This window comes from Azospirillum fermentarium (assembly GCF_025961205.1).
GTDB lineage: Bacteria > Pseudomonadota > Alphaproteobacteria > Azospirillales > Azospirillaceae > Azospirillum > Azospirillum fermentarium.
Window position 1 is genome coordinate 1,856,680 of record NZ_JAOQNH010000001.1, and the last position, 22,289, is coordinate 1,878,968.

The window sequence follows — 22,289 nt, forward strand, 5'->3', positions numbered from 1 at the left end:
GAGGGTGATGGTTGTGGTTCGCCCGATGCGTCCCCGCCCTTGCGTCGGCGGGTGCGACAAGGCACCCTCGGGCCGCACGCAGCGGGCAGACAACAGCGGGGGCGCATGACTTCGGAATCGCACGTGGCGCCGGGGGGGCTGCCGCCCTGGGCCGATTACGCGCTGCTGCCGCTGCTCAACCTCGTGGCGGCGCTGGCGGTGTCGGCGCTGGTGATTCTCGCCATCGGGGAAAACCCCCTGGCGGTCATGACCGTGATGGTGGGGGAGGCGCTGGGCTACCCCGAGGCCATCGGCTACACCCTCTATTACGCCACCGGCTACATCTTCACCGGGCTGGCGGTGGCGGTGGCCTTCCACGCCGGGCTGTTCAACATCGGCGGCGAGGGACAGGCGTATCTGGGCGGCCTGGGGGCCGGTCTGGTGGCGCTGGCGGTGCCCGGCTGGCCGTGGTGGGCGGCGGCCCTGGCCGCCACCGGCGCCGCGGCGCTGTTCGGGGCGGCGTGGGCGTGGGTGCCCGGCTGGCTCCAGGCCCGGCGGGGCAGCCACATCGTCATCACCACCATCATGTTCAATTTCCTGGCCGCGGCGCTGATGACGTGGCTGCTGGTGGACGTTCTCATCAAGCCCGGCCAGCAAAGCCCCGAATCGCGGGAGTTCGATCCCGGCGTGTGGCTGCCGACCATGGACCGGGTTCTGGGGTGGTTCGGGGTCACGGTGGCGCCGTCGCCGCTGAACCTGTCGTTCCTGTGGGCGCTGGCGTGCTGCGGTCTGGTCTATCTGTTTTTGTGGCACACCCGCTGGGGCTATGGGCTGCGGGTGGTGGGGCGGAACGAGCGGGCGGCGGTCTATGCCGGCATTTCCCCCGCCCGCGCCGTCATGCTGGCCATGGCGCTGTCGGGGGCGCTGGCCGGGTTCTGCGGGGTCAACGACATTCTGGGCGTGCAGCACCGGCTGTTGCTGAACGTCACCAACGGGGTGGGGTTCGTGGGCATCGCCGTGGCGCTGATGGGGCGCAACCACCCGGCGGGCATCATGCTCGCGGCGCTGCTGTTCGGGGTTCTGGCCCAGGGTGGCGGGCAGGTGTCGTTCGATTTTCCCCGGCTGAACCGGGAGCTGGTGATGGTGATCCAGGGGCTGGTGATCCTGTTCGCCGGCGCGCTGGAACACCTGTTCCGCCCGCAGGTGGCGGCCCTGTTCCGCCGCCGGGGGGAGGGGTGACGATGGAGGACGCCGTCACCACCATCCTTCTGCTGCTGGATTCCGCCGTCCGCGTCGCCACGCCGCTGGTGCTGGCGGCCTTCGCCGGCCTTTATTGCGAACGGGCCGGGGTGGTCGATATCGGGCTGGAGGGCAAGATGCTGGCCGGCGCCTTCTTCGCCGCCGCCACCGCCTCGGCCACCGGCGACCCGTGGCTGGGGCTGGCGGCGGGGGTGACGGCGGGCGTGGCGCTGGCGCTGCTGCACGGCTTCGCCTGCATCACCCACAACGGCAATCAGGTGGTGTCGGGCATGGCCATCAACATCCTGGTGGCCGGGCTGGCGCCGACGCTGGCGTTCGCGTGGTTTTCCCTGGGCGGGCAGACGCCGCTGCTGCCCGGTTCGGCCCGGCTGCCGGCGGTGGCCTTTCCCGGCACCGCGGCGGCGGCGGACATCCCGGTGATCGGGCCGGTCTACGCCATCCTGTTCGGCAAGGTGAGCGTGGTGGTGCTGCTGGCCGCGGCGGTGGTGGCGGTGTCGGCGTTCGTGCTGTACCGCACCCGTTTCGGGCTGCGCCTGCGGGCGGTGGGGGAAAATCCGGCGGCGGTGGACACCGCCGGCATTTCCGTCACACGGCTGCGGTATCAGGCGCTGGTGGTGACGGGGGTGCTGACCGGCATGGCCGGGGCGTACCTGTCCATCGCCCACGGGGCGGGGTTCGTGCGCGACATGACGGCGGGCAAGGGGTATCTGGCGCTGGCCGCACTGATCTTCGGCAAATGGCGGGTGGGACCGACGCTGCTGGCCTGCCTGTTGTTCGCCTTCATCGACGCGGTGCAGATCCGGCTTCAGGGGGTGGCGCTGCCGGTGGTGGGGGTCATTCCGGTGCAGTTCATCCAGGCGCTGCCCTATGCCCTGACGGTGCTGCTGCTGGCGGGCTTCGTCGGGCGCGCGGTGCCGCCCAGGGCCAGCGGCCAGCCTTACATCAAGGAGCGGTGAGAGATGGTTGACCGTGACACCCTGCTCGACGCCGCCCGCGCGGTGCGCGCCCACGCCCACGCCCCCTATTCCCGCTTCATGGTGGGGGCGGCGGTGCTGTCGGAGTCGGGGCGCATCTTCACCGGCTGCAATGTGGAGAACGCCGCCTATCCCCTGGGCCTGTGCGCGGAGGCCAACGCCATCGGCGCCATGATCGCCGCCGGCGACCGGATCATCCGCGCCGTGGCCGTGGTGGGGGGCGAGCCGGGGGACGGGCGTCTGTGCACGCCCTGCGGCGGCTGCCGCCAGCGCATCCGCGAATTTGCCGCCGGCGGCGTGCCGGTTCACGTGGGGGGGCCGGAGGGGTGGCGGAAGAGTTTTTCCCTCTGCGGCCTTCTGCCCGATTCCTTCGGCCCTGAAAATCTGAACTTCTGATGACGGAAGGGGATGCGGCGATGCTGACGGACGCGGAACGGGCGGTCGATGCGGCGGTGGCGGTGATCCGCGCCCGCGCGCTTCAGCACCGGCCACGGGTGGGGCTGGTGCTGGGGTCGGGGCTGGGCCGGATCGCCGAGCGGATCGGCAACGCCGTCACCATCCCCTACGACACCATTCCCGGTTTTCCCCGGCCCACGGTGGCCGGGCACGCCGGTCATCTGGTGGTGGGGGAACTGGGCGGGCAGACGGTCGCCTGCATGCAGGGCCGCGTCCATGCCTATGAGGGCAAGGGATTCGGGGCGCTGCGGCTGGCGATCCGGTCGCTGCACCGGCTGGGCTGCCGCACGCTGGTGCTGACCTGTGCCGCCGGGTCGCTGGACGTGGATGTGGGGCCGGGGCGGCTGATGCTGATCCGCGACCACATCAACCTGTTGGGCGTCAACCCGCTGACCGGGCCGAACGACGACGCCTTCGGCCCCCGCTTTCCGGGCCTGACCGACGCCTGGGCGCCGTCCCTGCGCGCGGTGATGCAGGATGCGGCGGCGGAGATGGGGCTGCCGCTGGCCGAAGGGGTGTACGCCGCCCTGTCCGGCCCGTGCTTCGAAACCCCGGCGGAGGTTCGGATGTTGAGGATCCTCGGGGCCGACGCCGTGGGCATGTCCACGGTGCCGGAATGCATCATCGCCCGCCATTGCGGCATGGCGGTGGCCGGCTGTGCGGTCATCACCAACCTGGGCGTGGGCCTGAGCGATGAGCAGGTCAGCCACACCCACACGCTGGCGCAGGCGTCGGTGGCGGCGTCGGATCTGGAGCGGTTGCTGATCGGTTTTCTGAAGCGTTTGGGGTAAGGGGCGCTTCGTATCAACACGGGGGGGGCTGTGGAACGATGAAACTGACCGATGAGTTGCAGCGGGCCGTCGATGCGGCGTGCGAGGTGGAGGTCACGGCGGACACCGCCCGGCGGGTGCTGGCGTTGCTGGACCTGACCAGCCTGAACGACGGCGACACCAGGGAGTCGGCCAAGGCGCTGTGCGCCCGCGCCCTGACCCCGGCGGGGCCGGTGGCGGCGGTGTGCGTGTGGCCCCGCTTCGTCAAGACCGCCCGCGCGGCGCTGAAGGGGGCGCCGGTCAAGATCGCCACCGTGGTCAATTTCCCCGCCGGGGAGAGCACGGCGGCCGAGGTGGCCGCGGAGACCCGCGCCGCCATCGCCGACGGGGCGGACGAGATCGACGTGGTGCTTCCCTACCGTGCCTTCATCGACGGGGAGCGCACCCGCCCGCTGAACCTGCTGCGCGCCTGCCGCGAGGCGTGCGGGGAGGGGGTGGTGATGAAGGTGATCCTGGAATCCGGCGCCTTCCCCGACCCCGACCTGCTGTCGTGGGCCGCCCGCGACGCCATCGCCGCCGGGGCCGATTACCTGAAGACCTCCACCGGCAAGATCACGCCCGCGGCGACGCTGGCGGCGGCGGCCCTGATCCTGGAAGCCATCGGCCAGTCGAAGCGTCCCGTGGGGTTCAAGGCGTCGGGCGGCATCCGCGACACCGCGGCGGCGGCGGCCTATCTGCATCTGGCCGACGGGCTGCGCGGCCCCACCTGGGCCACGCCGGCCACGGTGCGGTTCGGCGCCTCGGGCCTGCTGGACGCGCTGCTGGCCGACCTGGGGCACGCGCCCGTGGAAAGCGCTGCGGCGGGCAAGGGGTATTGAGGCCATGGCACCGTCCCCGCGGCTGCTGCCGCAGGAGATCATCCGCCGCAAGCGTGACGGCCTGTCCCTGACCCCGGCGGAGATCGGCGCCTTCGTCGCCGGCATCACCGGCGGCGGGGTGACCGAGGCGCAGGCCGCGGCCTTTGCCATGGCCGTGTGCTGCCGCGGCATGGACATGGGCGAGCGGGTGGCGCTGACGCTGGCCATGCGCGATTCCGGCACGGTGGTGGACTGGCGCCCGTACCACCTGCCGGGGCCGGTGGTGGACAAGCATTCCAGCGGCGGGGTGGGCGACAAGACCAGCCTGATCCTGGCCCCGGCCCTGGCGGCCTGCGGCGCCTTCGTGCCCATGGTGTCGGGGCGGGGGCTGGGCCACACCGGCGGCACGCTGGACAAGTTCGAGAGCATTCCCGGCTATCAGGCGCTCCCCGGCCTGGACCGGCTGGCCCGGGTGGTGGCGGATGTGGGCTGCGCCGTGGTGGGGGCGACGCCCGAGGTGGCCCCGGCGGACAAGCGGCTCTATGCCATCCGCGACGTGACCGGCACCGTGGAATCCCTGGACCTCATCACAGCGTCGATCCTGTCCAAGAAGCTGGCGGCGGGGCTGGAAGGGCTGGTGATGGATGTGACATTCGGCAACGGCGCCTTCATGGCCACGCAGGCCGAGGCCGAGGCGCTGGCCCGCTCCATCACCGGGGTGGCCCGCGGCGCCGGGCTGCCCACGGTGGCGCTGCTGACCGACATGAATCAGGTGCTGGGCCGCACCGCCGGCAACGCGGTGGAAATGCGTGAAGCCATTGCCGTTCTGCGCGGCGAAGCACCCGACCCCCGGCTCTATGAGGTGACGGCGGAACTGGGGGCCGAGCTGTTGGCCCTGTGCGGGCTGGCCGCCGATGCGGCGGAGGGGCGGCGGCGGTTCGACGCGGCGGTGGCCGACGGGCGGGCGGCGGAACGCTTCGCCCGCATGGTGGCGGCGCTGGGCGGGCCGGCGGACCTGCTGGAGCACCCGGAACGCCATCTGCCCGCGGCCCCGGTGGTGCGCCCGGTGTTCCCCGCCCGTGCCGGGGTGGTGGCGGCCATGGACACCCGCGCCATCGGCGTTGCGATCATCCGCCTGGGCGGCGGGCGGGTGGACACCGCGGACCGCATCGACCACGCCGCCGGTTTCTCGTCCACCGCCGCACCGGGCGAGGATGTCGGCCCCGGCGGCCGCCCGCTGGCCGTGGTCCACGCCGCCACGGACGCGGCGGCGGACGCGGCGGCGGACGCCCTGCGCGCCGCGGTCACCGTCGCCGATGCCGCACCCGCCGCCGGCCCCCTGATCCCGCTGAGGCTCTGATCCTGTCCTCCAAGCACGACACCATGGCGGCCCCCTTGCCGCAGGACCGCCGCACCGGCGTTCTTCTGGCGCTGGCGGGGTTTGCCCTGTTCCCCATCACCGACACGCTGATGAAATTCCTCACCCGCGGCTATCCGCTGGTGGAGACCATGTTCTTCAACGCGCTGTTCTCGGTGGTCACCATCGCCGCCTATGGGCTTCTGACCGGTGGGCCGGCGGGGCTGGCCACCCGGCGTCCGGGGCTGCAGATCCTGCGCGGGCTGGCCGGGCTGGGGGCCGGGGGCGGGGCGTTCTTCGCCTTCACCAAGCTGCCGCTGGCCGACGTCTATGCCATTCTGTTCGCGTCCCCGCTCATCATCACCGCCCTGGCCGGGGCGCTGCTGGGCGAACGGGTGGGGCCGCGGCGCTGGGCGGCGGTGGCGGTGGGGTTCGCGGGCGTGCTGGGCATGCTGCGTCCCGCCGGGCAGGATCTGTTCAACATCGGCGCCCTGGCGGCGCTGGTCAGCGCGGTCAGCTATTCCCTGTCGGGCATCATCGTGCGCCGCTGGGGGCGGGGGGAGACGGCGGCGGCTTTTCCCTTCTACGGCAACCTGATGGTGACGATGCTGACCGGGGCGGCGCTGCCCTTCGTCTTCGTGGCGCCGTCGCTGGGCGATCTGGGGCTGATGGCGGTGTGCGGGGTGTGCGGCGGGCTGGCGCTGCTGTGCCTGCTGGGCGCCTTCCGCATCGCGCCGGTGCCGGTGGTGGCGCCGTTCCAGTACATGGAGATCCTGTGGGGCCTGCTCTATGGCGCCGTGGTGTTCGGCGACTGGCCCGGCAACGGCGTGCTGGTGGGTGGGGCGGTGGTGATCGCCAGCGGCCTCTATCTCCTGCGCATGGACGTGCGGGGGGTGTGATCACCGCCGGCAGGACGGGGGTGGGGATGCCGTGGCCTGCTTCTCCCGCCCGTCGGGCAGGGTCAGGCGGGCGGTGACCGGCCCGGCCAGCGGCCCCACCGGCACAGCACTCAGATCCAGCACCGCCGCACCGGGCACCGGGGCGCCGGGGGGAACCGGCACCACCGCGGGGCGGAAGAAGCCGCCGCCGTTCTGCGCCCGGACCAGCGCCGTCATCACCTGGGTGAGGCGCCATTCGGCGGGGTGGTGCACCGCCACCACCGTGGACGGGGACAGCCCGGCCAGAAGCTCCGTGCTCATGGCCCGCATGGCGGCCGTGCCGGCATAGGCGCACTCCAGCCGCCAGCGGTTGTGTCCGGCGGTCTGCACCGCCATCACCAGGACGATGCCCGCCACACCCGCCGCCACGGTCCCCAGCGCCGCCGGCAGCCGCCAGCCGCGCCCGCCGGCCAGCACGGCCAGAGCCAGCAGAACGCTCGGCCCCACCTGACCGGCGTAGCGCCAGGCGCTGGACGCGGCCTCCACCTCCTCCCGGCTGAAGACGGCGATGTAGGCGAAGCCCAGCAGGGCGGCCTGGGTGCCGGCCAGACCGGCCAGCAGCAGCAAGATCGCCTTGTCGCCCGTGCGGCCCCAGCGCCACGCGGCCAGCAGCCCGATGGGGAACAGCGCCGCCACCAGGGCCGCCGCCCCGCCCATCAGCGGGTTGTTGGCCAGCCGGTCGAACAGCAGCGCGCGGGCCACCACCAGCGGCGCGCCCCAATCCCACGCGGCGGCGGGGCGGGGAGCCATGTCGGGGCCGATGGCGGCGTCGATCAGGTGCAGCCGCCACAGGACCAGCGCCGCCAGCCCCGGTCCCAGCACCCGCAGCCCCAGCGGCAGCAGGGCCGCCGCCGTCACGCCGCTTCCCCGGCGGCGGTAGAGCCAGAAGCCGGCCAGCGCCGCCGCCGCGGCCAGCCCGGCCGTCAGCCCCAGATTGGTTTCGCGCAATTGCACCAGCGCCAGCACGGCAAAGCCCGCCCGCCACAGCCACGCGGTGCGGCTGTCCTGATCCTCCATGGCCCGCCACAGGGCGTGGACCGCCGCCGCCAGCAACAGCGCCGTCGGCGTGTCGGAATAGGTGGTGATGGCGATGCGCGGGTCGAAGAACGGGTTCAGCAGGGTGACCGCCAGCGCCAGCACCGCCGTCAGCAGCATGGGCAGGCCCGCCGCGTCTTCCCGCCGGCGCCCGGTCAGGGCCGAGGCCAGCACGGGCGCCAGCATGGCCGCCATCAGCACCGTCACCGGCTTGGCCGCCGTCTCGCTCCAATGGCCGGCGGCCAGACTGCCCAGCACGGTCAGCAGCGGTCCGGCGATGGGGTATCCCTGCTTGCCGGTCAAAAGGTTGGGCGTGTCGGGGCCGGGCAGGGTGTTGGTATCGAACAGGTAAAGCGCGTTGGGCAGCCAGTGGGCGAACTCGTCGAACTGGGTGGCCGGCACCGCCGCCGCGGCCAGAACCACGGGCAGCACCCCCGCCACCGCCGTCAGCAGCGGCTGGACCGTGCCCGGCGGTGCGCGCATCAGCCAGACCGGAAAGCACAGGCTGCCGGTCAGCAGCACCACCCACCCCGCCGATTCCACCGACAGCCCGGCCATGGCCGCCGCCGCCACCGCAAAGGCGGCGACACCCCACCCGGCGGCGAAGGCATGGAGGGAATCGCAGGGCAGCGACGGAACCCGCAGCAGCGCGAACACCATCCGCCCGATCCCGGTCAGAGCCACGGCCACCAGCAGGGCCGCGGCGCATTCCGCCAGAACGGGAAGGGCAAGGAAGGAGGGCAGGGTCGTCATGGAGGGGGCCAGACCGTGGTGAACCGGATGCTCCGGTGTACAGCCCCCGCGGCGGCGCGGCAACCGGCGCCGTCCGGCCCCGTCAGCGGGCGGGGGCGTACCGTTCCAGGTGGGCGGACAGGGCCGTGCGGGTTTGCGGGGCGGCGTCGAAGATCAGGTGCGCCTGCTCCCCGCAGCGGTCGAGCACCCGGAACTCCAGCCGCAGGTTCAGGGCATCGACGGTCAGCGTGCCCCGTCCGCCCGTGGCCATGGCCGGGCCGCCGCTGACCAGCGCGCCGCCTTCGGACAGGTTGACCAGCCGCCCGCCGCCGGCTCCGCCCGCGGTGTCGATGCGGCAGGGAAGATCCACCGCATAGCGGGGCTGGCGGCGCCGGTCCACGTCGGGCGTGGAGCCGCGGATGATCCGCACCAGATTCCCGCGCAGGGTCTGGGCGTCGGCGGCCAGCCCGGCGGCGGCGGTGCTGAGCGACTGCGCATCCGCGCTGCTGGTCACGGCTTCCTGCGACACCACGGCAATCAGGGACGCCACGTTCCGGGCGGCGCTGGCGGTTTCGGCCACGTTGCGGGTGATCTCGCCGGTGGCGGCACCCTGCTGTTCCACCGCCGCGGCGATGGCGCCGGCCACGTGGTCGATGCGGCGGATGCCGTCACCGACCCCGGTCATGGCGGTCACCACGCTGCCGCTGATGGATTGGATGTCGCCGATCAGGCGGGTGATCTCCTCGGTCGAGCGGGCGGTCTGGCTGGCCAGGCTTTTCACCTCGCCCGCCACCACGGCGAAGCCCTTGCCGGCCTCGCCCGCGCGGGCGGCCTCGATGGTGGCGTTGAGCGCCAGCAGATTGGTCTGGCTGGCGATGTCGCTGATGAGCTGGGTGACGCTGCCGATGCTCTCCACCGCTTGCGACAGGGTGACGACGATGGATTGCGCCGCGTCGCTCTGGGCCACCGCGTCGCGTGTCAGTTCGCCCGCGTGGGCCACGTTGCGGGCGATCTCGCCGATGGAGGCGGTGAGCTGTTCCGCCGCCGCCGCCACCGTGTTGGCGTTGGACAGGGATTGGGTGGCGGCGGCGGCCACGGTCTGGGCGTTGCGGCCCACCCGGTCGGACGATTCGGCCATGGCGGTCATCCCCGCACGCATCCCGTCCGCCCGTTCGGCGATGGAGGCGATGGCATGGCCCGCCTGTTCCTCCACCGTGTCGGCCATGGTGTTGAGCGCGTGGGCCTTGGCCGCCGCACCCGCGTCGAAATAGGCGGCCAGCGCCAGATCCATATCCAGCATGATGGCGCTGTTCACCGCCTTCAGCACCGCGGCCAGGGGGGCGCGCCGGGTGATCCCCGGCCAGCCGCGCGCCAGATGGCCGGAGATGGCGGCGATCAGGCGGTCGGTGACGAACGCGTATCCCGCGATGTACCACCGCGGCTCCAGCCCGATGCGGTGGTGGGCCATGCCCACTTGCCGGGCGGAGGCGAAATATTCCTCCCCCAGTGTGCCGGAGAACAGCCGCAGCCAATGGCGCATCTGCGCCGTCTTGGCCCGTGCCTCTGCCGTGGGAGACGAGAACAGATGCGCCAAATTCGGCCATTGCCGCAGATGAGCATAGAATTCGTCGAGGATCGCGGGGATGGCGGCTTCCAGAACAGGTCTGATTTCTGCCAGGGTTTTCAGGGTCTCAGGGGTTATACGGCAAAAACGCAGACGCTCTTCGTTGGGAAGGGAGGCGGTCATCATAATCTTGATCCGGGGCGTAGGAGATCCGTTGATGAGCGTCTTGTCATATGACAGTTGAGGGCACGCAAGGACGTTCTCTGCAAAGCGTAATTTTTCCCGGACACTGATAGAATTGATAAAAAATGTGGATTTACCAAGACATGATATTTCAAAAAATACCGGATAAAAAAGAAATAATAAGGGATAAAACTTCTCATAACCAAGAAATTCGTGGCGAATCGGTGGGTAATGCATGATCATCAATCAGTAAATAAAATTAACAATTCTGGTCAATGCGACAAAGTTAACATTGGGTATTGATAATTTTTCTCTATAGATTTTTGAGATCATTGTTGGATATCGGCATAAATGCGTATTTTTCAATTTTTTGTCTGGTCATCCCACACATAATCGCTATGGCGCAGCCGCAGGTTTCCATCGACGCTTGTGCTTGTTTCGTCGTCTGAAAAAATGAGCATTTTCAATGGGAAAAGAGATGGAAATCCAGGATTGCACCGTGTCCGTCCCGGCCGAGTCTCACCTGGATGGTCTGGGGCCTCGAATATCCGCGGTGATCGACGCATATCCGTCGAAATCCGCCGCCGCGCGGGCGGCCGGGGTGACGGCCGAGCAGCTCAGCCGTTATGTGAAGGGGATCAACCGCGCGCCGTTCGACACGCTGGTGAAGCTGTGCGCTCCGGTGGGGGTATCGCTGGACTGGGTGGCCACGGGCTGTGGGCGCATGGCCGCCGCCCGCGGGCAGGCGTCAGGGGATCTGACCATGACGGAAACCCTGCTGAACAACCTGATCGCCGGGCTGGAAATCCACAAGGCGCGCACCGGCCTGCGCATTCCCCCGCTGACCCAGGCGCGGCTGGTGGTGCTGTACTTCCGGCTTCTGTCCCGCCGGCTGGACGCCGTTGGCGGCCCCACTCCGGCGGATGCGCTGTTGCTGCCCGGCACCCCGGTGGACATCGCCGCCGATCACGATCTGGCCGACATCCTGGCCTTGGCGGTGGGGCACCCGGAATAAGGGGGCGCTCAGGCCGTGCAGCCCAGCCGCACGGCCCCCCAATGCTTGCCCTTCACATAGACCGGGGCGGAGATGTCCTTCATCGACGCGATGCGCCCGCCGCCCATGTCGCGGCGGTAGGTCTGGATCAGCGCCGGCTGGCGCGACCGGGCGGCGGCCAGCCCGGTGCTGTCGTCGAACAGGCGGCGGTGACGGCTGTTGGCGGTGTTCCACACCGGATCGTCGGGCCGCTGGGGCTGGGAATAGGCACGGTTGTGGGTGGGCAGGTAACCGTTGCGGTCCACCGCCACGCAGAACACGATGCGCGGGTTGCGGCCCACCACCGGCTCCTGCAACCCCGGCAGCACCCGGTCGCACAGGTCGGTGAAGGGGGTGGTGTATTGCGGCGGGTTGCTGCCGGGCACGGCGGCGTAATCGGCGGAGAACAGCCGGTCCATGCCGATCTCCCCCCGGTCCACGGCTGTCTCGAACAGGGCGCCGACGGCGGCGGCGGTATCGCGGGCGATGGCGGTCAGTTCGGCATCCCGCGCCAGCGCCTCGGCCATCAGCGGCTGAAGCCGGGCCAGGAAGGGCGGGGGCAGGGGATCGAAGCGCACATGCACCATGTCGCCGTCCACCCCCACCACCGCACCCGTGGCGGGGCCGAGGTTCTGGATGTCCAGGCGGAGCGGCTGGCCGGCGGACGGCGCGGGCGTCATGTCGCGCACCTGGCACCCGCCGGTGGAGATGTTGTCCAGCCGCCCGCGGAACGGCGTGCCGCCCGCGTCCCCGGTGCAGGTCAGGTCCACGGCCACCCGTTCCTCCCGCCGCCGGTTGCCCAGATGGGTGCCGCGCAGCGAGGCGGTGACCCGCCGCCGGATGCCGTAGATCTGCTTGACGATGACGGACGCGTTTTCCCACAGTTCCCCCGCCTTGGCGGTGGCGTGGCCGGCGGACGCCGCCACCTCCTCGATGCTGCCGTGCATGCGGCGCATGGTGTCGGCCATGGTGTCGGCGTGGCCGGCAATGGTGCGGGTGACCTCCGCCTGTTCGGCGACGGAGACGGTCACGTTGCCGATGTCGGTCGCCACCGCGTCCACCTGGGTGCCCACCTCGTGGATGATGGCGGCAGTGTCGCGGATGAACCCCTGCATGGTTTCGATTTGGGTGCGGATGTCGCTGGTGGCGTTGTTGGTCTGGTCGGCCAGCGTCTTCACCTCGTTCGCCACCACGGCGAATCCCCGGCCGGCGTCACCCGCCCGTGCCGCCTCGATGGAGGCGTTGAGGGCCAACAGGCGGGTTTCCTTGGCGATCCGTTCGATCAGGGTGACGACGGACCCGATGCGTTCCGACGCGGTGGTCAGGGCCACCGCACTTTCCTGCGCCTGCGCCGACCGTTGCGACGCGCCGCGGGACGACTGGGCCGCGTGCTCCACACGCCGGGCGATGCCGTCCACCGACTCCGACAGGCCCCGCGCGCTGTCGGCCACGCTGTCGGCCAGGCTGGTGGTGTCCTGGGACGCGGCGGTGACCTGGGCGCCCAGGCTGGACACGGTGTTGGACGCGGCCAGCACCTCGTCCGCCGCCGCCTCCATCACGGTGGCGTTGCGGCGGACCAGATCGACGGCCCCGCCCAGTTCGCGTTCGAAGCTGTCGGCGAATTCCCGCATCTCCGCCTCGGAATCGCTGGCGGAGTTGATGCGGATGTAGCTGGACAGCGCCGCTTCCGCCTCCATCAGCACGGTGCGGATCAACAGGGCGGCATCCTCGGCGGCCTGGGGTTTGCGGCTGGTCAGGATGATGTCGCGCACCAGCGATTCCAGCATGAAGGCATAGCCCGCCATGTACTGGGCCGGCGTCAGCCCCACCCGCTGGTGCACCCGCCCCACGGTGCGGATGCGCTGGGCGTACCCGTCGCCGAACCCGCCGGTGAAAAAATCCCGCCACAGGGCGTGGTGGGCGCGCCGCGCCTGCTCCACCCGCGACGGGTCGGGGAACAGCGGGGCGGTGGCAGGGTTCTGCGTGACGAAACGGTAGAAATCCCCCAACGCCTTGTCGATGGCCGGGTCCAGGGGGCGCGCCATGCCGGCCAGCCGCCGTTCCGCATCGCCGTCGATGCGCCACAGGGCGCGGTCGATGGGCGGCGTGTCGTCCAGCGCCGGGGAGGGGGCGGACGGACGGGGGGCGGCGAGGGTGGCGGCCATGACGTTTCCTTCCCAATGCGGCGCTTCGATCCCATCATCGTCGGTTGCAGGGGCGCGCCGTCGCTTTGCATTGGAACGGTATGATCGGTGTCTCACCCAACGGTGGCGAGCAGCGTATTGTCGCACGAGACCGGACCTTCCGCCCGTCTTGACAGGCGGGGGCGGGGTTGCGACAGTTCACATTCGAACGGCTGGGGTGCCCCGCCGGTGGCATGATCGTGTGCGTGCCGGGCCGGGGCTGAGAGAAGACCCATCGAACCTGATCTGGATCATGCCAGCGAAGGGAGCCGGAAGCCCGCACCCCGCCCGCACCCCCATGGGCCGGCCCGTGCCGGGGTTCCCCCCGTCGCCTGAGGCGAAGAGGGAGTGGAGCGCGTGGCGATGCGGCGGATGTCCTGTGTGTCGGCCCTTTTTGCGGCCTTGGTTGCGGGTCCGGCGGCGGCGGAAAGCCTGCCGGTGCTGGTGCCGCTGACCGGATTCCTGTCGCTGGAGGGCACCAGCCAGCGCAACGGCGCGGTGCTGGCGGTGAAGGAGGCCCCCGCCTCCCTGTCGGTGACGGCGGAGGTGGTGGACACCGGCACCTCGCCCGAGGCGGCGGCGACGGCGCTGGAACGCGCCCTGTCCCGCGGCACGCCGCCGGCGGTGGCGGCCAGCATGCTGGGCACGCAGATGCTGGCGATGCTGCCGCTGGCCCAGGATTACAAGGTGCCGCTGGTCACCGTGTCGGGCACGGCTTCGATCACCGAGCGCGGCAACCCGTGGGTGTTCCGCTTCTTCCCCGGCGACGCGGTGACCAAGAGCGCCCATGCCCGCTATGTGGTGGAGGAACTGCACAAGACCCGCCCGGCGCTGATCTACCAGACCACCGCCTATGGCCAGAGCGGCAAGGCCCATCTGGAACCGGCGTTCGCAACGCTGGGCGCGCCGCTGGTGTTCGCCGAGGGGGTGGACCCGGCGGCCAAGGATCTGCTGCCCGTGCTGACCAAGGCGCTGGAGGCGAAACCGGACGTGCTGGTGCTGCACCTGCATTCCGCGCCCACCGCGCTGATGGTGCGCACCGCGGCGGCGGCGGGGGTGAGCCTGCCCATCGTCGCCGGCTCGGCCATGCACCAGCCCAGCACCGCGGCCCTGCTGGAGCCGGCGGAGTTGAAGGGCGTGTGCGCGGAAACCGCGGCGTCCCCCGTCTCCGGCGGCACCCCGGCCATGGAGGCGTTCACCGCCGCCTACCGCGCCGCCTTCAACGCCGAACCCGACGCCTTTGCCGTCGGGCAGTACGACGGCATGCGCATGGTGCTGGACGCCATGGGCAAGGGCGCCAAAACGCCCGAGCAGGTGCGCGCCGCGCTGGCCTCGGGGACGTACGAGGGGCTGGCCATGACCTACCGCTCGGACGGCACCGGCAACATGGCCCATTCGGCGGCCATCGTCTGCTACGACGGGGCATCGCGGGTGCCGGCGGTGGTCAAGCGGTACGATGGAGCGGTGAATGGGGCTGTGAAGTAGAAAGGCGATGCTGGCGCAGCTTGTCCTGAACGGTGCGGCGCTGGGGGCCGCCTATGCCCTGGTGGCGCTGGGCTTCGTGCTGGTGCTGAACGCCGCCGGTGCGGTCAACTTCGCCCATGGCGATCTGGTGATGGCCGGGGGGATGCTGGGCGCCGTGCTGGGGCCGATGGCGGCGGATGCCGTCGGGCCGGTGCCGGGGGCGGTTCTGCTGCCGCTGGTGCTGCTGCTCATGGCCGGGCTTGGGGTGCTGGTGGCGGCGGTGGCGTACCTGCCGCTGCGGCGCAAGCCGCCGGTGGCGGTGTTCGTCACCACCATCGCCGTGGGCATCATGCTGCAGAACGGCGCCAACACCCTGCTCGGCGGGGAGCCGAGGGCGGCCCCGCCGCTGCTGTCGGGGGGAACCGTCACCCTGTGGGGCGGGGTCACCGCACCGGAACAGTCGCTGGCGGTGATCGCCGCCGCCGCGGTGCTGATCGCGCTGCAGGTCTGGGTGTTCGGCCACACCCACACGGGCCGGCGGCTGCGGGCGGCGGCGCAGGATCCCGACATGGCGCGGGCCTGCGGCATTCCGGTGACGCGGATGGTGCTCGCCACCTTCGCCATCGGCTCGGCGTACGCCGGGGCGGCGGGGCTGTTGCTGGCGAACCAGTATTTCGTCACGCCCCACGCCGGGGGGGATCTGATCCTCAAAGCCTACATCGCCGTGACGGTGGGGGGCTGGGGATCGGTGCCGGGGGCGGTGCTGGGCGCGCTGCTCATCGCGGGGTTCGAGGTGGGGGTGTCGGCGGCGCTGTCGTACCCGGTGGCCCAGGGGGCGCTGTACCTGACGCTGCTGCTGATGCTGGTGCTGCGCCCGCAGGGGCTGTTGGGGGAGGCGGCGCGGCGCCGTGCGTGATTTCCGGCTTGCATCATCACCGGTGGTTCTGACGCTGGGGGCCTTGGTGCTGCTGGCCTATGCCCTGTTCGGCGCCTCGCCCTATGGGCTGCGGGTGCTGACGGTGGCGGGGGTGTACGCGCTGGCGGCCATGGGCTTCCAGATCGTGTTCGGGGCCGGGGGGGCGCTGTCGTTGGCCCAGGGCGCGTTCTTCGGGCTGGGGGCCTATGTCACCGGCATTCTGGGGACGGCGGCGGGGCTGGGCTTTGCCGTGACGTTTCCGCTGTCGCTGCTGGTGCCGCTGGTGGTGGCGGTGGCGGTGGGACTGCCGGTGCTGCGGCTGGAATCCCATTACTTCGCCCTGGCGACGCTGGGCATTGCGCAGGTTCTGTTGCTGCTGGCGGTCAACCTGCCGGACCTGACCGGCGGGGCCAACGGCATCGCGGGGGTGCCCGGCGTGGTGTTGGGCGTGTGGGCGGCGGGCGATCCGGTGCCGCGCGGGCTGCCGCTGGCCGCCCTGGTGTGGGGGCTGGTGGCGGTGGGCGGCATGGTGGCCGCGCGGCTCTTGTCCGGGCGGTGGGGGCGGGCGCTGGCGCTGGTGCGCGACGACCCGCTGACCGCGGCCACGCTGGGGCTGGACGTGGGGCGGCTGCGGCTGGGGGCCTTTGCCGTCAGCGCGGTCTATGGCGGGGCCGCCGGGGCGCTGGCCGCCCACACCCAGCGGGTGGTGTCGCCCGAGGTGCTGGAGTTTCCCGTCATGGTGTCGGTGCTGACCATCACCATCGTGGGGGGCGCCATGGCCGGCGGGCGCGGGCGGGTGGCCGGGGCGGTGATCGGGGCGGTGCTGCTGCTGCACGTGCCGGAGTGGTTCCGCTTTCTCGAACGCAGCTACCTTATTGTGTATGGCGCCGCCCTGCTGCTGGTGACGGTGCTGGCGCCCCATGGGCTGATGGGGGTGGTGGAGCGGCTGTTCCCCCCCCACCCCCGCGCCATCCCCCCGGCACGGGAGCCGGCGGCCCATCTCCACGCCGCGCGCGCCGGGCCGGTGCTGGCGGTGGAGGGGCTGCGGAAATCCTTCGGCGGGGTGGTGGCGGTGGACGGGGTGTCCTTCACCGCCGCGGCGGGGGAGGTGGTGGGGATCATCGGCCCCAACGGCTCGGGCAAAACCACGCTCATCAACCTCGTCAGCGGGGTGGAGCGGGCGGAGGCGGGGGCGGTGCACCTGGGCGGGGTGGACATGGCCGGGCACCGCGCCGACCGCCTGGCCGCCGCCGGGCTGTCGCGCAGCTTCCAGTCGGCCATCCTGCCCGGTCACGCCACGGTGCTGGACGCGGTGGCCGACGCCCGGCTCAGCCTCGATCCCTCGGTGACGGCGGCCCGCGCCCACGCCCGCGCGGTGGTGGAGCGGATGGGGCTGGGCGTTGTGATGACCGCCCCGTGCGCCGGGCTGCCGGCGGCGGTGCGGCGGCGGGTGGATCTGGCCCGCGCCGTGGCCCGCCGCCCGCGGGTGCTGCTGCTGGACGAACCCGCCGCCGGGCTGGGGGAGGATGAGAAGGCGGCGCTGGCCGCGCAGATCCGCCGTCTGGCCGCCGGCGGCATGGCGGTGGTGGTGGTGGAGCACGACATGGGCTTCCTGCTGCCGCTGGCCGGGCGGCTGGTGGCGCTGGACCAGGGGCGGGTGGTGGCGTCGGGCGTGCCGTCCGATGTGGTGAACCACCCGGCGGTGCTCGACGCCTATCTGGGGGGGAGCCTGTGAGACACCCTGTGTCAACCCTCTGGAGGGAGGTTGAGCGCTTTGGCGGCGGCATGCTGCTCAGGGTTGTAGATTTTGGCGTCGTACCAAGCGCGCCACAGGACGCGGATCCAGGCTCTTGCGAGGATGCGGATGGCGTGGGGGTGATCGCAGCCGCGGTCCCGGGCTTTGCGGTAGACGGCGGCGGCCCAGGCGCAGGCATGGCGGGAGTTGTCGGCGAAGCAAGTGATGGCGGCGCGCAGGCGATGATTGCAGGCCCAGCGGAAGACGACGCCGCGGCTTTTGCCCGAGGCATGGGTGACGGGGCTGACCCCGGCTTCGGCGGCGAGTTGGTCGGGCGTTTGGAAGCGCTCGCGCACGTCGCCGAGTTCGGCGAGGATCTGGGCTGCGCAGATGCGTCCGGCCCGCGGGAAGGACATCACGACCTTGCCATCGGGGAGTTCGGCGACGGTGTGCTCGATGCGGGCGGAGAGCTTGGCGATCTCGGCGAGGAGGCGCTCCAGGACGGCTGCGAGGGCGCGGACCATCTCGCCCTTGGCCTCGGCTTCGGCCTCGCCGGCGAGGCCGGCGGGAGCGGCGCGCAGGCGGTCCAGCAGATCGGCCGGGCTGCGGCGTCCGCAGTAGGCGTGGCTTGCCAGGAAGGCCTTGAGGCGCTTCTCGCCAAGGCGGGCGGCGCTGTCGGGGGTGGGATAGCGCTGGACGAAGGCGAGCGCGATGGGCGAGTCGATGTCGGCGAAGATGGCGGCGGCGCCGGGCCAGAAGCTGTCCAGCAGGCTGCGCAGGCGATTGGCCAGGCAGACGCGCTCGGCGACCAGGTCGTCGCGGCCGCGGACCAGGGCGCGCAAGGCCTTGATCTCGTCGGACCAGGGCGTCAGGGGCCGGAAGCGGTGGCCGTCGGTGCGCAGAATGTCGGCGAGCATGAAGGCGTCGCCGGGATCGCTCTTGCCACCGGCGGCACGGTAGCGCGGCCGGCAGGCCTTGACGACGTTGGGATGGATCGGCACGACCGGATGGCCGGCCTCGACCAGGGCATCGACGATCAGTCCGCTCGGGCGCTCGATGGCGATGGGAAGCTCGCCGGCCGGCGCCAGCTTCGCCAGCCGCTTGCACAGTTCCGCCAGACCGGCGGCATCGTGTTTGATCTCCAGGCGGAGCACAGCGGCTCCGGCGCCGCCCCAATCCAATCCCCCGAAATACCGCATGGGCAGGTCCTCCGTGATTGCGCTACGCTGCCGAGCGTCGGGAGGAACTGCGGGCCGCTCATTGACCGGCGCTCCGGGCTGCTATCCCTGGCGCTGCACCCTGTTGCCCGTCCTGTCCTCCCGGCACCCGCCATGCGGCGGGTCTCACACGGGCCGTTGGCCGGCAAGCGCGACTGGCCATCATGGCGGGTGCTCGGTCGGAGCCGAGCTTTTCACCCCGCATGCGGGGTGAAAAGCTCAACCAGTGTCAAGGTGCCCCAATGAGCGCATTGTTGCGGCTGGAGGGGCTGACCGCCGGCTATGGCGGGGCGGTGGCGGTGGACGGGGTGTCGCTGGCCGTGGCGCCGGGGGAAACCGTGGCGCTGCTGGGCGCCAACGGCGCCGGCAAATCGACGCTGATGAAGGCGGTGCTGGGGCTGGTGCCCAGCCGCGGCGGGGTGGCCATCGCCGGCACCGACGCCACCCGCCTGCCCACCCACCGCCGCGCCGCCTTGGGGCTGGGGTACGTGCCGGAAGGCCGGCGGGTGTTCCCCGGCATGAGCGTCCACGACACGCTGGACGCCGCCGGCCCCTCATCCCGCGCCGAACGGCGGGCGGCGCTGGAGCGGGTCTACGCCCTGTTCCCCGATTTGCAGACGAAAGCGCGTGACACCGCGTGGCGCCTGTCGGGCGGGCAGCAGCAGATGCTGGCCATCGGGCGGGCGCTGATGGGCAGCCCCCGCCTGCTGCTGCTGGACGAACCGTCGCTGGGCCTGTCCCCCCGCTTGGCGGGGGAGGTGTTCGCCGCGGTGTCGGCCATCGCCGCCACCGGCACCGCCGTTGTGATCGCCGAACAAAGCCCAACCCGCGCGCTGGCGGTGGCGGGGCGGGCGGTGCTGCTGCGCCAGGGCCGTGTGTTCCACGACGCCGCTGTTACGGATGTAACACCGGCGCTGTTACGGTCGGCTTTCCTCACGTGACGGCCCCCTCGCCCCGCCGGGGGAGAGGGACACAAGGCAGGGAACGACCGGCACCGGCACCGGGACATTTCCCCTCTGCTTCCAAGGTATTACAGACATCCGATCCCCCCGCCTGCTATCCCATGGAAAAAGGCCGGGGGAGGATGGGCCGATGGTGCGCGTGGTGGCGGCGGTGGCCGCGGCGGTGATGGTGCTGTGGGGGCTGGCCGCAGGAGCGGCGGAGCCGGTGCGCCTGCGCATCGGGCTGGTGACCTTCGGCACGGTGGCGTGGGAGATCGACACCATCAAGCGCCACGGGCTCGACACCCAGGCCGGGCTGGACGTGACGGTGGTCGATCTGGCCAACACCGAGGCCGGGAAGATCGCCCTGATGGGCGGCAGCGTCGATATGATCGTCAGCGACTGGCTGTGGACCAGCCGTCAGCGCAACGAGGGCACGGCCATCAGCTTCATCCCCTTTTCCGGGTCGGTGGGGGCGGTGATCGTGCCGCCGGATTCGCCCATCACGTCGGTTGAGGGGCTGCGGGGCCGGCGCATCGGCGTGGCCGGCGGGCCGCTGGACAAGAACTGGCTGTTGCTGCGCGCTCTGGCGCTGCGGGACCACGGCTTCGACCCGGCGCGGGAATCGCAGCCGGTGTTCGCCGCCCCGCCGCTCTTGAACCAGCAGGTGCAGGCGGGGCAGTTGGACGCGGTGCTGACCTTCTGGAACTTCGCCGCCCGGCTGGACGCCGCCGGGTACCGCCGGGTGGTGGACGTCAACCGCATCGCCGCCCGGCTGGGCGTGACCGGGGCCACCCCGGCGCTGGGCTATGTCTTTACCGAGGCATGGGGGCGGGCCAACCCACGCGCCGTGTCCGCCTTCTTCGCCGCCACCGCCGCCGCCAAGGAGCGCCTGCGCGCGTCGGATGCCGCGTGGGAGCCGTTGCGTCCCCTGATGCGGGCGGAGAACGAGGCGGTGTTCACGGCCCTGCGCGCCGGCTACCGCGAGGGCATCCCCACCCGCTGGGGCACGGCGGAGCGGGATGCCGCGGCGGCGCTGTTCGCCATCGTCGCCGGACTGGGGGGCGAGGGGCTGACGGGCCGCGGCGGGCGGCTGGCCCCCGGCACCTTCTGGGAGGGGGTGAGCCTTCCCATCGGGGAGAGTCCATGAGGGTGGCGCTGCAGCGCGCCGCCTCGCTGCTGTTGCTGCTGGCGGTGTGGCAGGGGGTGGGGATGCTGGCCGCCAGCCGGCTGCTGCCCATGCCCGCCGACGTGCTGCGCATCGCCGTGGCCGGGGTGGCCGACGGCACGCTGCCCTATCATGTGGGCGTGACGCTGGCGCGGGTGGCGGGCAGCTTCGTGCTGTCCATGCTGATCGGGGCCGGCATCGGGCTGGCGCTGGGCCGCTCGGCGCTGCTGAACCGGCTGTTCGACGGATGGCTGGTGCTGTTCCTGAACCTGCCGGCGCTGGTGGTGATCATCCTGTGCTACGTGTGGTTCGGGCTGGTGGAATCGGCGGCGGTGCTGGCGGTGTCGCTGAACAAGATCCCCAACGTCGCCGTCATCGTGCGCGAGGGTGCCCGCAGCCTGGACCGCGATTATCTGGAGGTGGCGGCGCTCTACCGCTTCGGCACCTGGGGCACGCTGCGCCATGTGGTGCTGCCGCAACTGGCGCCGTACCTGATGGCGGCGGCGCGCTCCGGCCTGGCGCTGATCTGGAAGATCGTGCTGGTGGTGGAGCTGATGGGGCGCAGCAACGGCGTGGGCTTTCAGTTGAACGTGTATTTCCAGCTTTTCGATGTGGGCGCCATCCTGGCCTACACGCTGGTGTTCGTGGCGGTGGTGCTGGTGATCGAGACCGCCGGGCTGCAGCCCATCGACCGGAGGCTGGCGCGATGGCGGCGATGAGCATGGCGGCGGTGAGCGCCGATCTGTCGGTGGAGATCCGCCGCAAAAGCTATCCCGGCACGGTCCTGTTCGACGGGTTCCGCCTGACGCTGCCCGCCGGGGGATTCACGGCGCTGGTGGGGCCGTCGGGGTGCGGCAAGAGCACGCTTCTCAACATGATCGCCGGGCTGGACCGGGATTTCGACGGGGCGGTGACCCTGCCGGCGGGCCGTGGGGGCGAGCCGGTGCTGGGCTACGTGTTCCAGAACCCGCGCCTGCTGCCGTGGTACACGGTGGCGGAGAACCTCGCCCTTGTGCTGCGGCACCGTCCGGGGTGGCCGGCGCTGGCCGCCGCGTGGCTGCGCGACGTGGGGCTGGAGGGGCAGGGCGACACCTATCCCGCCCGCCTGTCGGGGGGCATGGCCCGGCGGGCGGCGCTGGCCCGCGCCTTTGCCGTCGAGCCCGACCTGTTGCTGATGGACGAGCCGTTCGTGTCGCTGGACGCCCCCACCGCCCGGCGGCTGCGCGCACTCCTGGCCGGCATCCTGCGGGCGCATCCCACCACCGTGCTGTTCGTCACCCACGACGTGCGGGAGGCGGTGGCGCTGGCCGACCGCATCCTGTTCCTGTCGCCGTCCCCGGTGCGGGTGCTGCTGGACATGCCCGTGGGCCTGAGTGCCGGCGAGCGCGCCGACGAGGACGTGGTGGACCGGCTGTGCCGGGATCTCCAGCGGACCCATGGTGCGCTCCTGGACAGCGGCGGATGACGAGATCACTGGACGGGGCGGGGGCGTAACGATAGGCTGCGCGCGCCGTTCCGCTACGAGCC

19 protein-coding genes and 1 riboswitch are annotated in these 22,289 nt (G+C 71.5%); of the genes, 15 read left to right on the forward strand and 4 right to left on the reverse strand.

Going from position 1 to position 22,289, the window contains the following annotated elements; genetic code table 11:
* The first annotated feature begins 105 nt into the window (after positions 1-105).
* From M2352_RS08920 to M2352_RS08950, 7 genes are read left to right on the forward strand one after another with little or no spacing between them, the layout of a single operon-like run.
* Positions 106-1,218 (forward strand): ABC transporter permease, encoded by a 1,113-nt coding sequence (locus tag M2352_RS08920; RefSeq protein ID WP_264664143.1) that lies wholly within the window; start codon positions 106-108, stop codon positions 1,216-1,218.
* 2 nt (positions 1,219-1,220) lie between these two features.
* Complete coding sequence (locus tag M2352_RS08925) at positions 1,221-2,195, forward strand: ABC transporter permease (RefSeq protein WP_264664144.1); 975 nt, start codon at positions 1,221-1,223, stop codon at positions 2,193-2,195.
* 3 nt (positions 2,196-2,198) lie between these two features.
* The gene (locus M2352_RS08930; protein ID WP_264664145.1) at positions 2,199-2,609 is read left to right on the forward strand and encodes a cytidine deaminase; all 411 of its coding nucleotides are present in this window, start codon (positions 2,199-2,201) and stop codon (positions 2,607-2,609) included.
* Between the two features lie 20 nt (positions 2,610-2,629).
* The gene (locus M2352_RS08935; RefSeq protein WP_264664146.1) at positions 2,630-3,460 is read left to right on the forward strand and encodes a purine-nucleoside phosphorylase; all 831 of its coding nucleotides are present in this window, start codon (positions 2,630-2,632) and stop codon (positions 3,458-3,460) included.
* 38 nt (positions 3,461-3,498) lie between these two features.
* On the forward strand, positions 3,499-4,317 hold the full coding sequence (deoC, locus tag M2352_RS08940; protein ID WP_264664147.1) for a deoxyribose-phosphate aldolase: 819 nt from the start codon (positions 3,499-3,501) through the stop codon (positions 4,315-4,317).
* 4 nt (positions 4,318-4,321) lie between these two features.
* Entirely contained in the window at positions 4,322-5,656 is a 1,335-nt protein-coding gene (gene deoA / locus M2352_RS08945; protein ID WP_264664148.1) for a thymidine phosphorylase, read from the forward strand.
* 23 nt (positions 5,657-5,679) lie between these two features.
* The gene (locus M2352_RS08950) at positions 5,680-6,552 is read left to right on the forward strand and encodes a DMT family transporter (RefSeq protein ID WP_264664149.1); all 873 of its coding nucleotides are present in this window, start codon (positions 5,680-5,682) and stop codon (positions 6,550-6,552) included.
* Here the strand turns inward: M2352_RS08950 and M2352_RS08955 are convergent, their stop codons facing one another.
* Positions 6,553-8,379: a hypothetical protein gene (locus tag M2352_RS08955; protein ID WP_264664150.1), complete on the reverse strand. Its 1,827-nt coding sequence runs from the start codon at positions 8,377-8,379 to the stop codon at positions 6,553-6,555.
* Positions 8,380-8,461: 82 nt separating this feature from the next.
* Positions 8,462-10,108 carry a protoglobin domain-containing protein gene (locus M2352_RS08960; RefSeq protein WP_264664151.1) on the reverse strand — a complete coding sequence of 549 codons (1,647 nt, stop codon included), beginning with the start codon at positions 10,106-10,108 and terminating at the stop codon, positions 8,462-8,464.
* A gap of 550 nt (positions 10,109-10,658) precedes the next feature.
* On the opposite strand from M2352_RS08960, the gene M2352_RS08965 reads away from it, so the two are divergent.
* Positions 10,659-11,120 carry a helix-turn-helix domain-containing protein gene (locus M2352_RS08965; RefSeq protein ID WP_264664152.1) on the forward strand — a complete coding sequence of 154 codons (462 nt, stop codon included), beginning with the start codon at positions 10,659-10,661 and terminating at the stop codon, positions 11,118-11,120.
* A gap of 8 nt (positions 11,121-11,128) precedes the next feature.
* Here the strand turns inward: M2352_RS08965 and M2352_RS08970 are convergent, their stop codons facing one another.
* On the reverse strand, positions 11,129-13,303 hold the full coding sequence (locus tag M2352_RS08970) for a methyl-accepting chemotaxis protein (protein ID WP_264664153.1): 2,175 nt from the start codon (positions 13,301-13,303) through the stop codon (positions 11,129-11,131).
* 182 nt (positions 13,304-13,485) lie between these two features.
* Positions 13,486-13,606, forward strand: a riboswitch (TPP riboswitch).
* 87 nt (positions 13,607-13,693) lie between these two features.
* On the opposite strand from M2352_RS08970, the gene M2352_RS08975 reads away from it, so the two are divergent.
* From M2352_RS08975 to M2352_RS08985, 3 genes are read left to right on the forward strand one after another with little or no spacing between them, the layout of a single operon-like run.
* Complete coding sequence (locus M2352_RS08975; protein ID WP_264665323.1) at positions 13,694-14,806, forward strand: ABC transporter substrate-binding protein; 1,113 nt, start codon at positions 13,694-13,696, stop codon at positions 14,804-14,806.
* A 7-nt stretch (positions 14,807-14,813) separates the two neighbouring features.
* Positions 14,814-15,701 (forward strand): branched-chain amino acid ABC transporter permease, encoded by an 888-nt coding sequence (locus M2352_RS08980; protein ID WP_264664154.1) that lies wholly within the window; start codon positions 14,814-14,816, stop codon positions 15,699-15,701.
* A complete protein-coding gene (locus M2352_RS08985) occupies positions 15,694-17,436 on the forward strand; it encodes a branched-chain amino acid ABC transporter ATP-binding protein/permease (RefSeq protein ID WP_264664155.1) in 1,743 nt (580 codons plus the stop codon). The genes M2352_RS08980 and M2352_RS08985 overlap by 8 nt, the downstream gene beginning before the upstream one ends.
* A gap of 11 nt (positions 17,437-17,447) precedes the next feature.
* Here the strand turns inward: M2352_RS08985 and M2352_RS08990 are convergent, their stop codons facing one another.
* Positions 17,448-18,635, reverse strand: a complete 1,188-nt coding sequence (locus M2352_RS08990; protein ID WP_264664156.1) for an IS110 family RNA-guided transposase — start codon at positions 18,633-18,635, stop codon at positions 17,448-17,450.
* Between the two features lie 260 nt (positions 18,636-18,895).
* On the opposite strand from M2352_RS08990, the gene M2352_RS08995 reads away from it, so the two are divergent.
* The 4 genes from M2352_RS08995 (at position 18,896) to M2352_RS09010 (ending at position 22,227) form a co-directional block, all read left to right on the forward strand.
* Positions 18,896-19,594: an ABC transporter ATP-binding protein gene (locus M2352_RS08995; RefSeq protein ID WP_264664157.1), complete on the forward strand. Its 699-nt coding sequence runs from the start codon at positions 18,896-18,898 to the stop codon at positions 19,592-19,594.
* 151 nt (positions 19,595-19,745) lie between these two features.
* Entirely contained in the window at positions 19,746-20,744 is a 999-nt protein-coding gene (locus M2352_RS09000; RefSeq protein ID WP_264664158.1) for an ABC transporter substrate-binding protein, read from the forward strand.
* On the forward strand, positions 20,741-21,481 hold the full coding sequence (locus tag M2352_RS09005; protein WP_264664159.1) for an ABC transporter permease: 741 nt from the start codon (positions 20,741-20,743) through the stop codon (positions 21,479-21,481). Before M2352_RS09000 ends, M2352_RS09005 begins: the two co-directional genes overlap by 4 nt.
* Entirely contained in the window at positions 21,469-22,227 is a 759-nt protein-coding gene (locus tag M2352_RS09010; protein WP_264664160.1) for an ABC transporter ATP-binding protein, read from the forward strand. Before M2352_RS09005 ends, M2352_RS09010 begins: the two co-directional genes overlap by 13 nt.
* Positions 22,228-22,289 lie beyond the last annotated feature (62 nt).

What these genes read in the sequence shown, in the direction of transcription:
- M2352_RS08990 (WP_264664156.1), bottom strand. Translation starts at nt 18,635, where the DNA reads ATGCGGTATTTCGGGGGATTGGATTGGGGCGGCGCCGGAGCCGCTGTG.
- M2352_RS08920 (WP_264664143.1), top strand. Translation starts at nt 106, where the DNA reads ATGACTTCGGAATCGCACGTGGCGCCGGGGGGGCTGCCGCCCTGGGCC.
- M2352_RS09000 (WP_264664158.1), top strand. Translation starts at nt 19,746, where the DNA reads ATGGTGCGCGTGGTGGCGGCGGTGGCCGCGGCGGTGATGGTGCTGTGG.
- M2352_RS08970 (WP_264664153.1), bottom strand. Translation starts at nt 13,303, where the DNA reads ATGGCCGCCACCCTCGCCGCCCCCCGTCCGTCCGCCCCCTCCCCGGCG.
- M2352_RS08995 (WP_264664157.1), top strand. Translation starts at nt 18,896, where the DNA reads ATGAGCGCATTGTTGCGGCTGGAGGGGCTGACCGCCGGCTATGGCGGG.
- M2352_RS08935 (WP_264664146.1), top strand. Translation starts at nt 2,630, where the DNA reads ATGCTGACGGACGCGGAACGGGCGGTCGATGCGGCGGTGGCGGTGATC.
- M2352_RS08955 (WP_264664150.1), bottom strand. Translation starts at nt 8,379, where the DNA reads ATGACGACCCTGCCCTCCTTCCTTGCCCTTCCCGTTCTGGCGGAATGC.
- M2352_RS08930 (WP_264664145.1), top strand. Translation starts at nt 2,199, where the DNA reads ATGGTTGACCGTGACACCCTGCTCGACGCCGCCCGCGCGGTGCGCGCC.
- M2352_RS08975 (WP_264665323.1), top strand. Translation starts at nt 13,694, where the DNA reads ATGTCCTGTGTGTCGGCCCTTTTTGCGGCCTTGGTTGCGGGTCCGGCG.
- deoC (WP_264664147.1), top strand. Translation starts at nt 3,499, where the DNA reads ATGAAACTGACCGATGAGTTGCAGCGGGCCGTCGATGCGGCGTGCGAG.
- M2352_RS08960 (WP_264664151.1), bottom strand. Translation starts at nt 10,108, where the DNA reads ATGATGACCGCCTCCCTTCCCAACGAAGAGCGTCTGCGTTTTTGCCGT.
- M2352_RS09005 (WP_264664159.1), top strand. Translation starts at nt 20,741, where the DNA reads ATGAGGGTGGCGCTGCAGCGCGCCGCCTCGCTGCTGTTGCTGCTGGCG.
- deoA (WP_264664148.1), top strand. Translation starts at nt 4,322, where the DNA reads ATGGCACCGTCCCCGCGGCTGCTGCCGCAGGAGATCATCCGCCGCAAG.
- M2352_RS08950 (WP_264664149.1), top strand. Translation starts at nt 5,680, where the DNA reads ATGGCGGCCCCCTTGCCGCAGGACCGCCGCACCGGCGTTCTTCTGGCG.
- M2352_RS08980 (WP_264664154.1), top strand. Translation starts at nt 14,814, where the DNA reads ATGCTGGCGCAGCTTGTCCTGAACGGTGCGGCGCTGGGGGCCGCCTAT.
- M2352_RS08925 (WP_264664144.1), top strand. Translation starts at nt 1,221, where the DNA reads ATGGAGGACGCCGTCACCACCATCCTTCTGCTGCTGGATTCCGCCGTC.
- M2352_RS09010 (WP_264664160.1), top strand. Translation starts at nt 21,469, where the DNA reads ATGGCGGCGATGAGCATGGCGGCGGTGAGCGCCGATCTGTCGGTGGAG.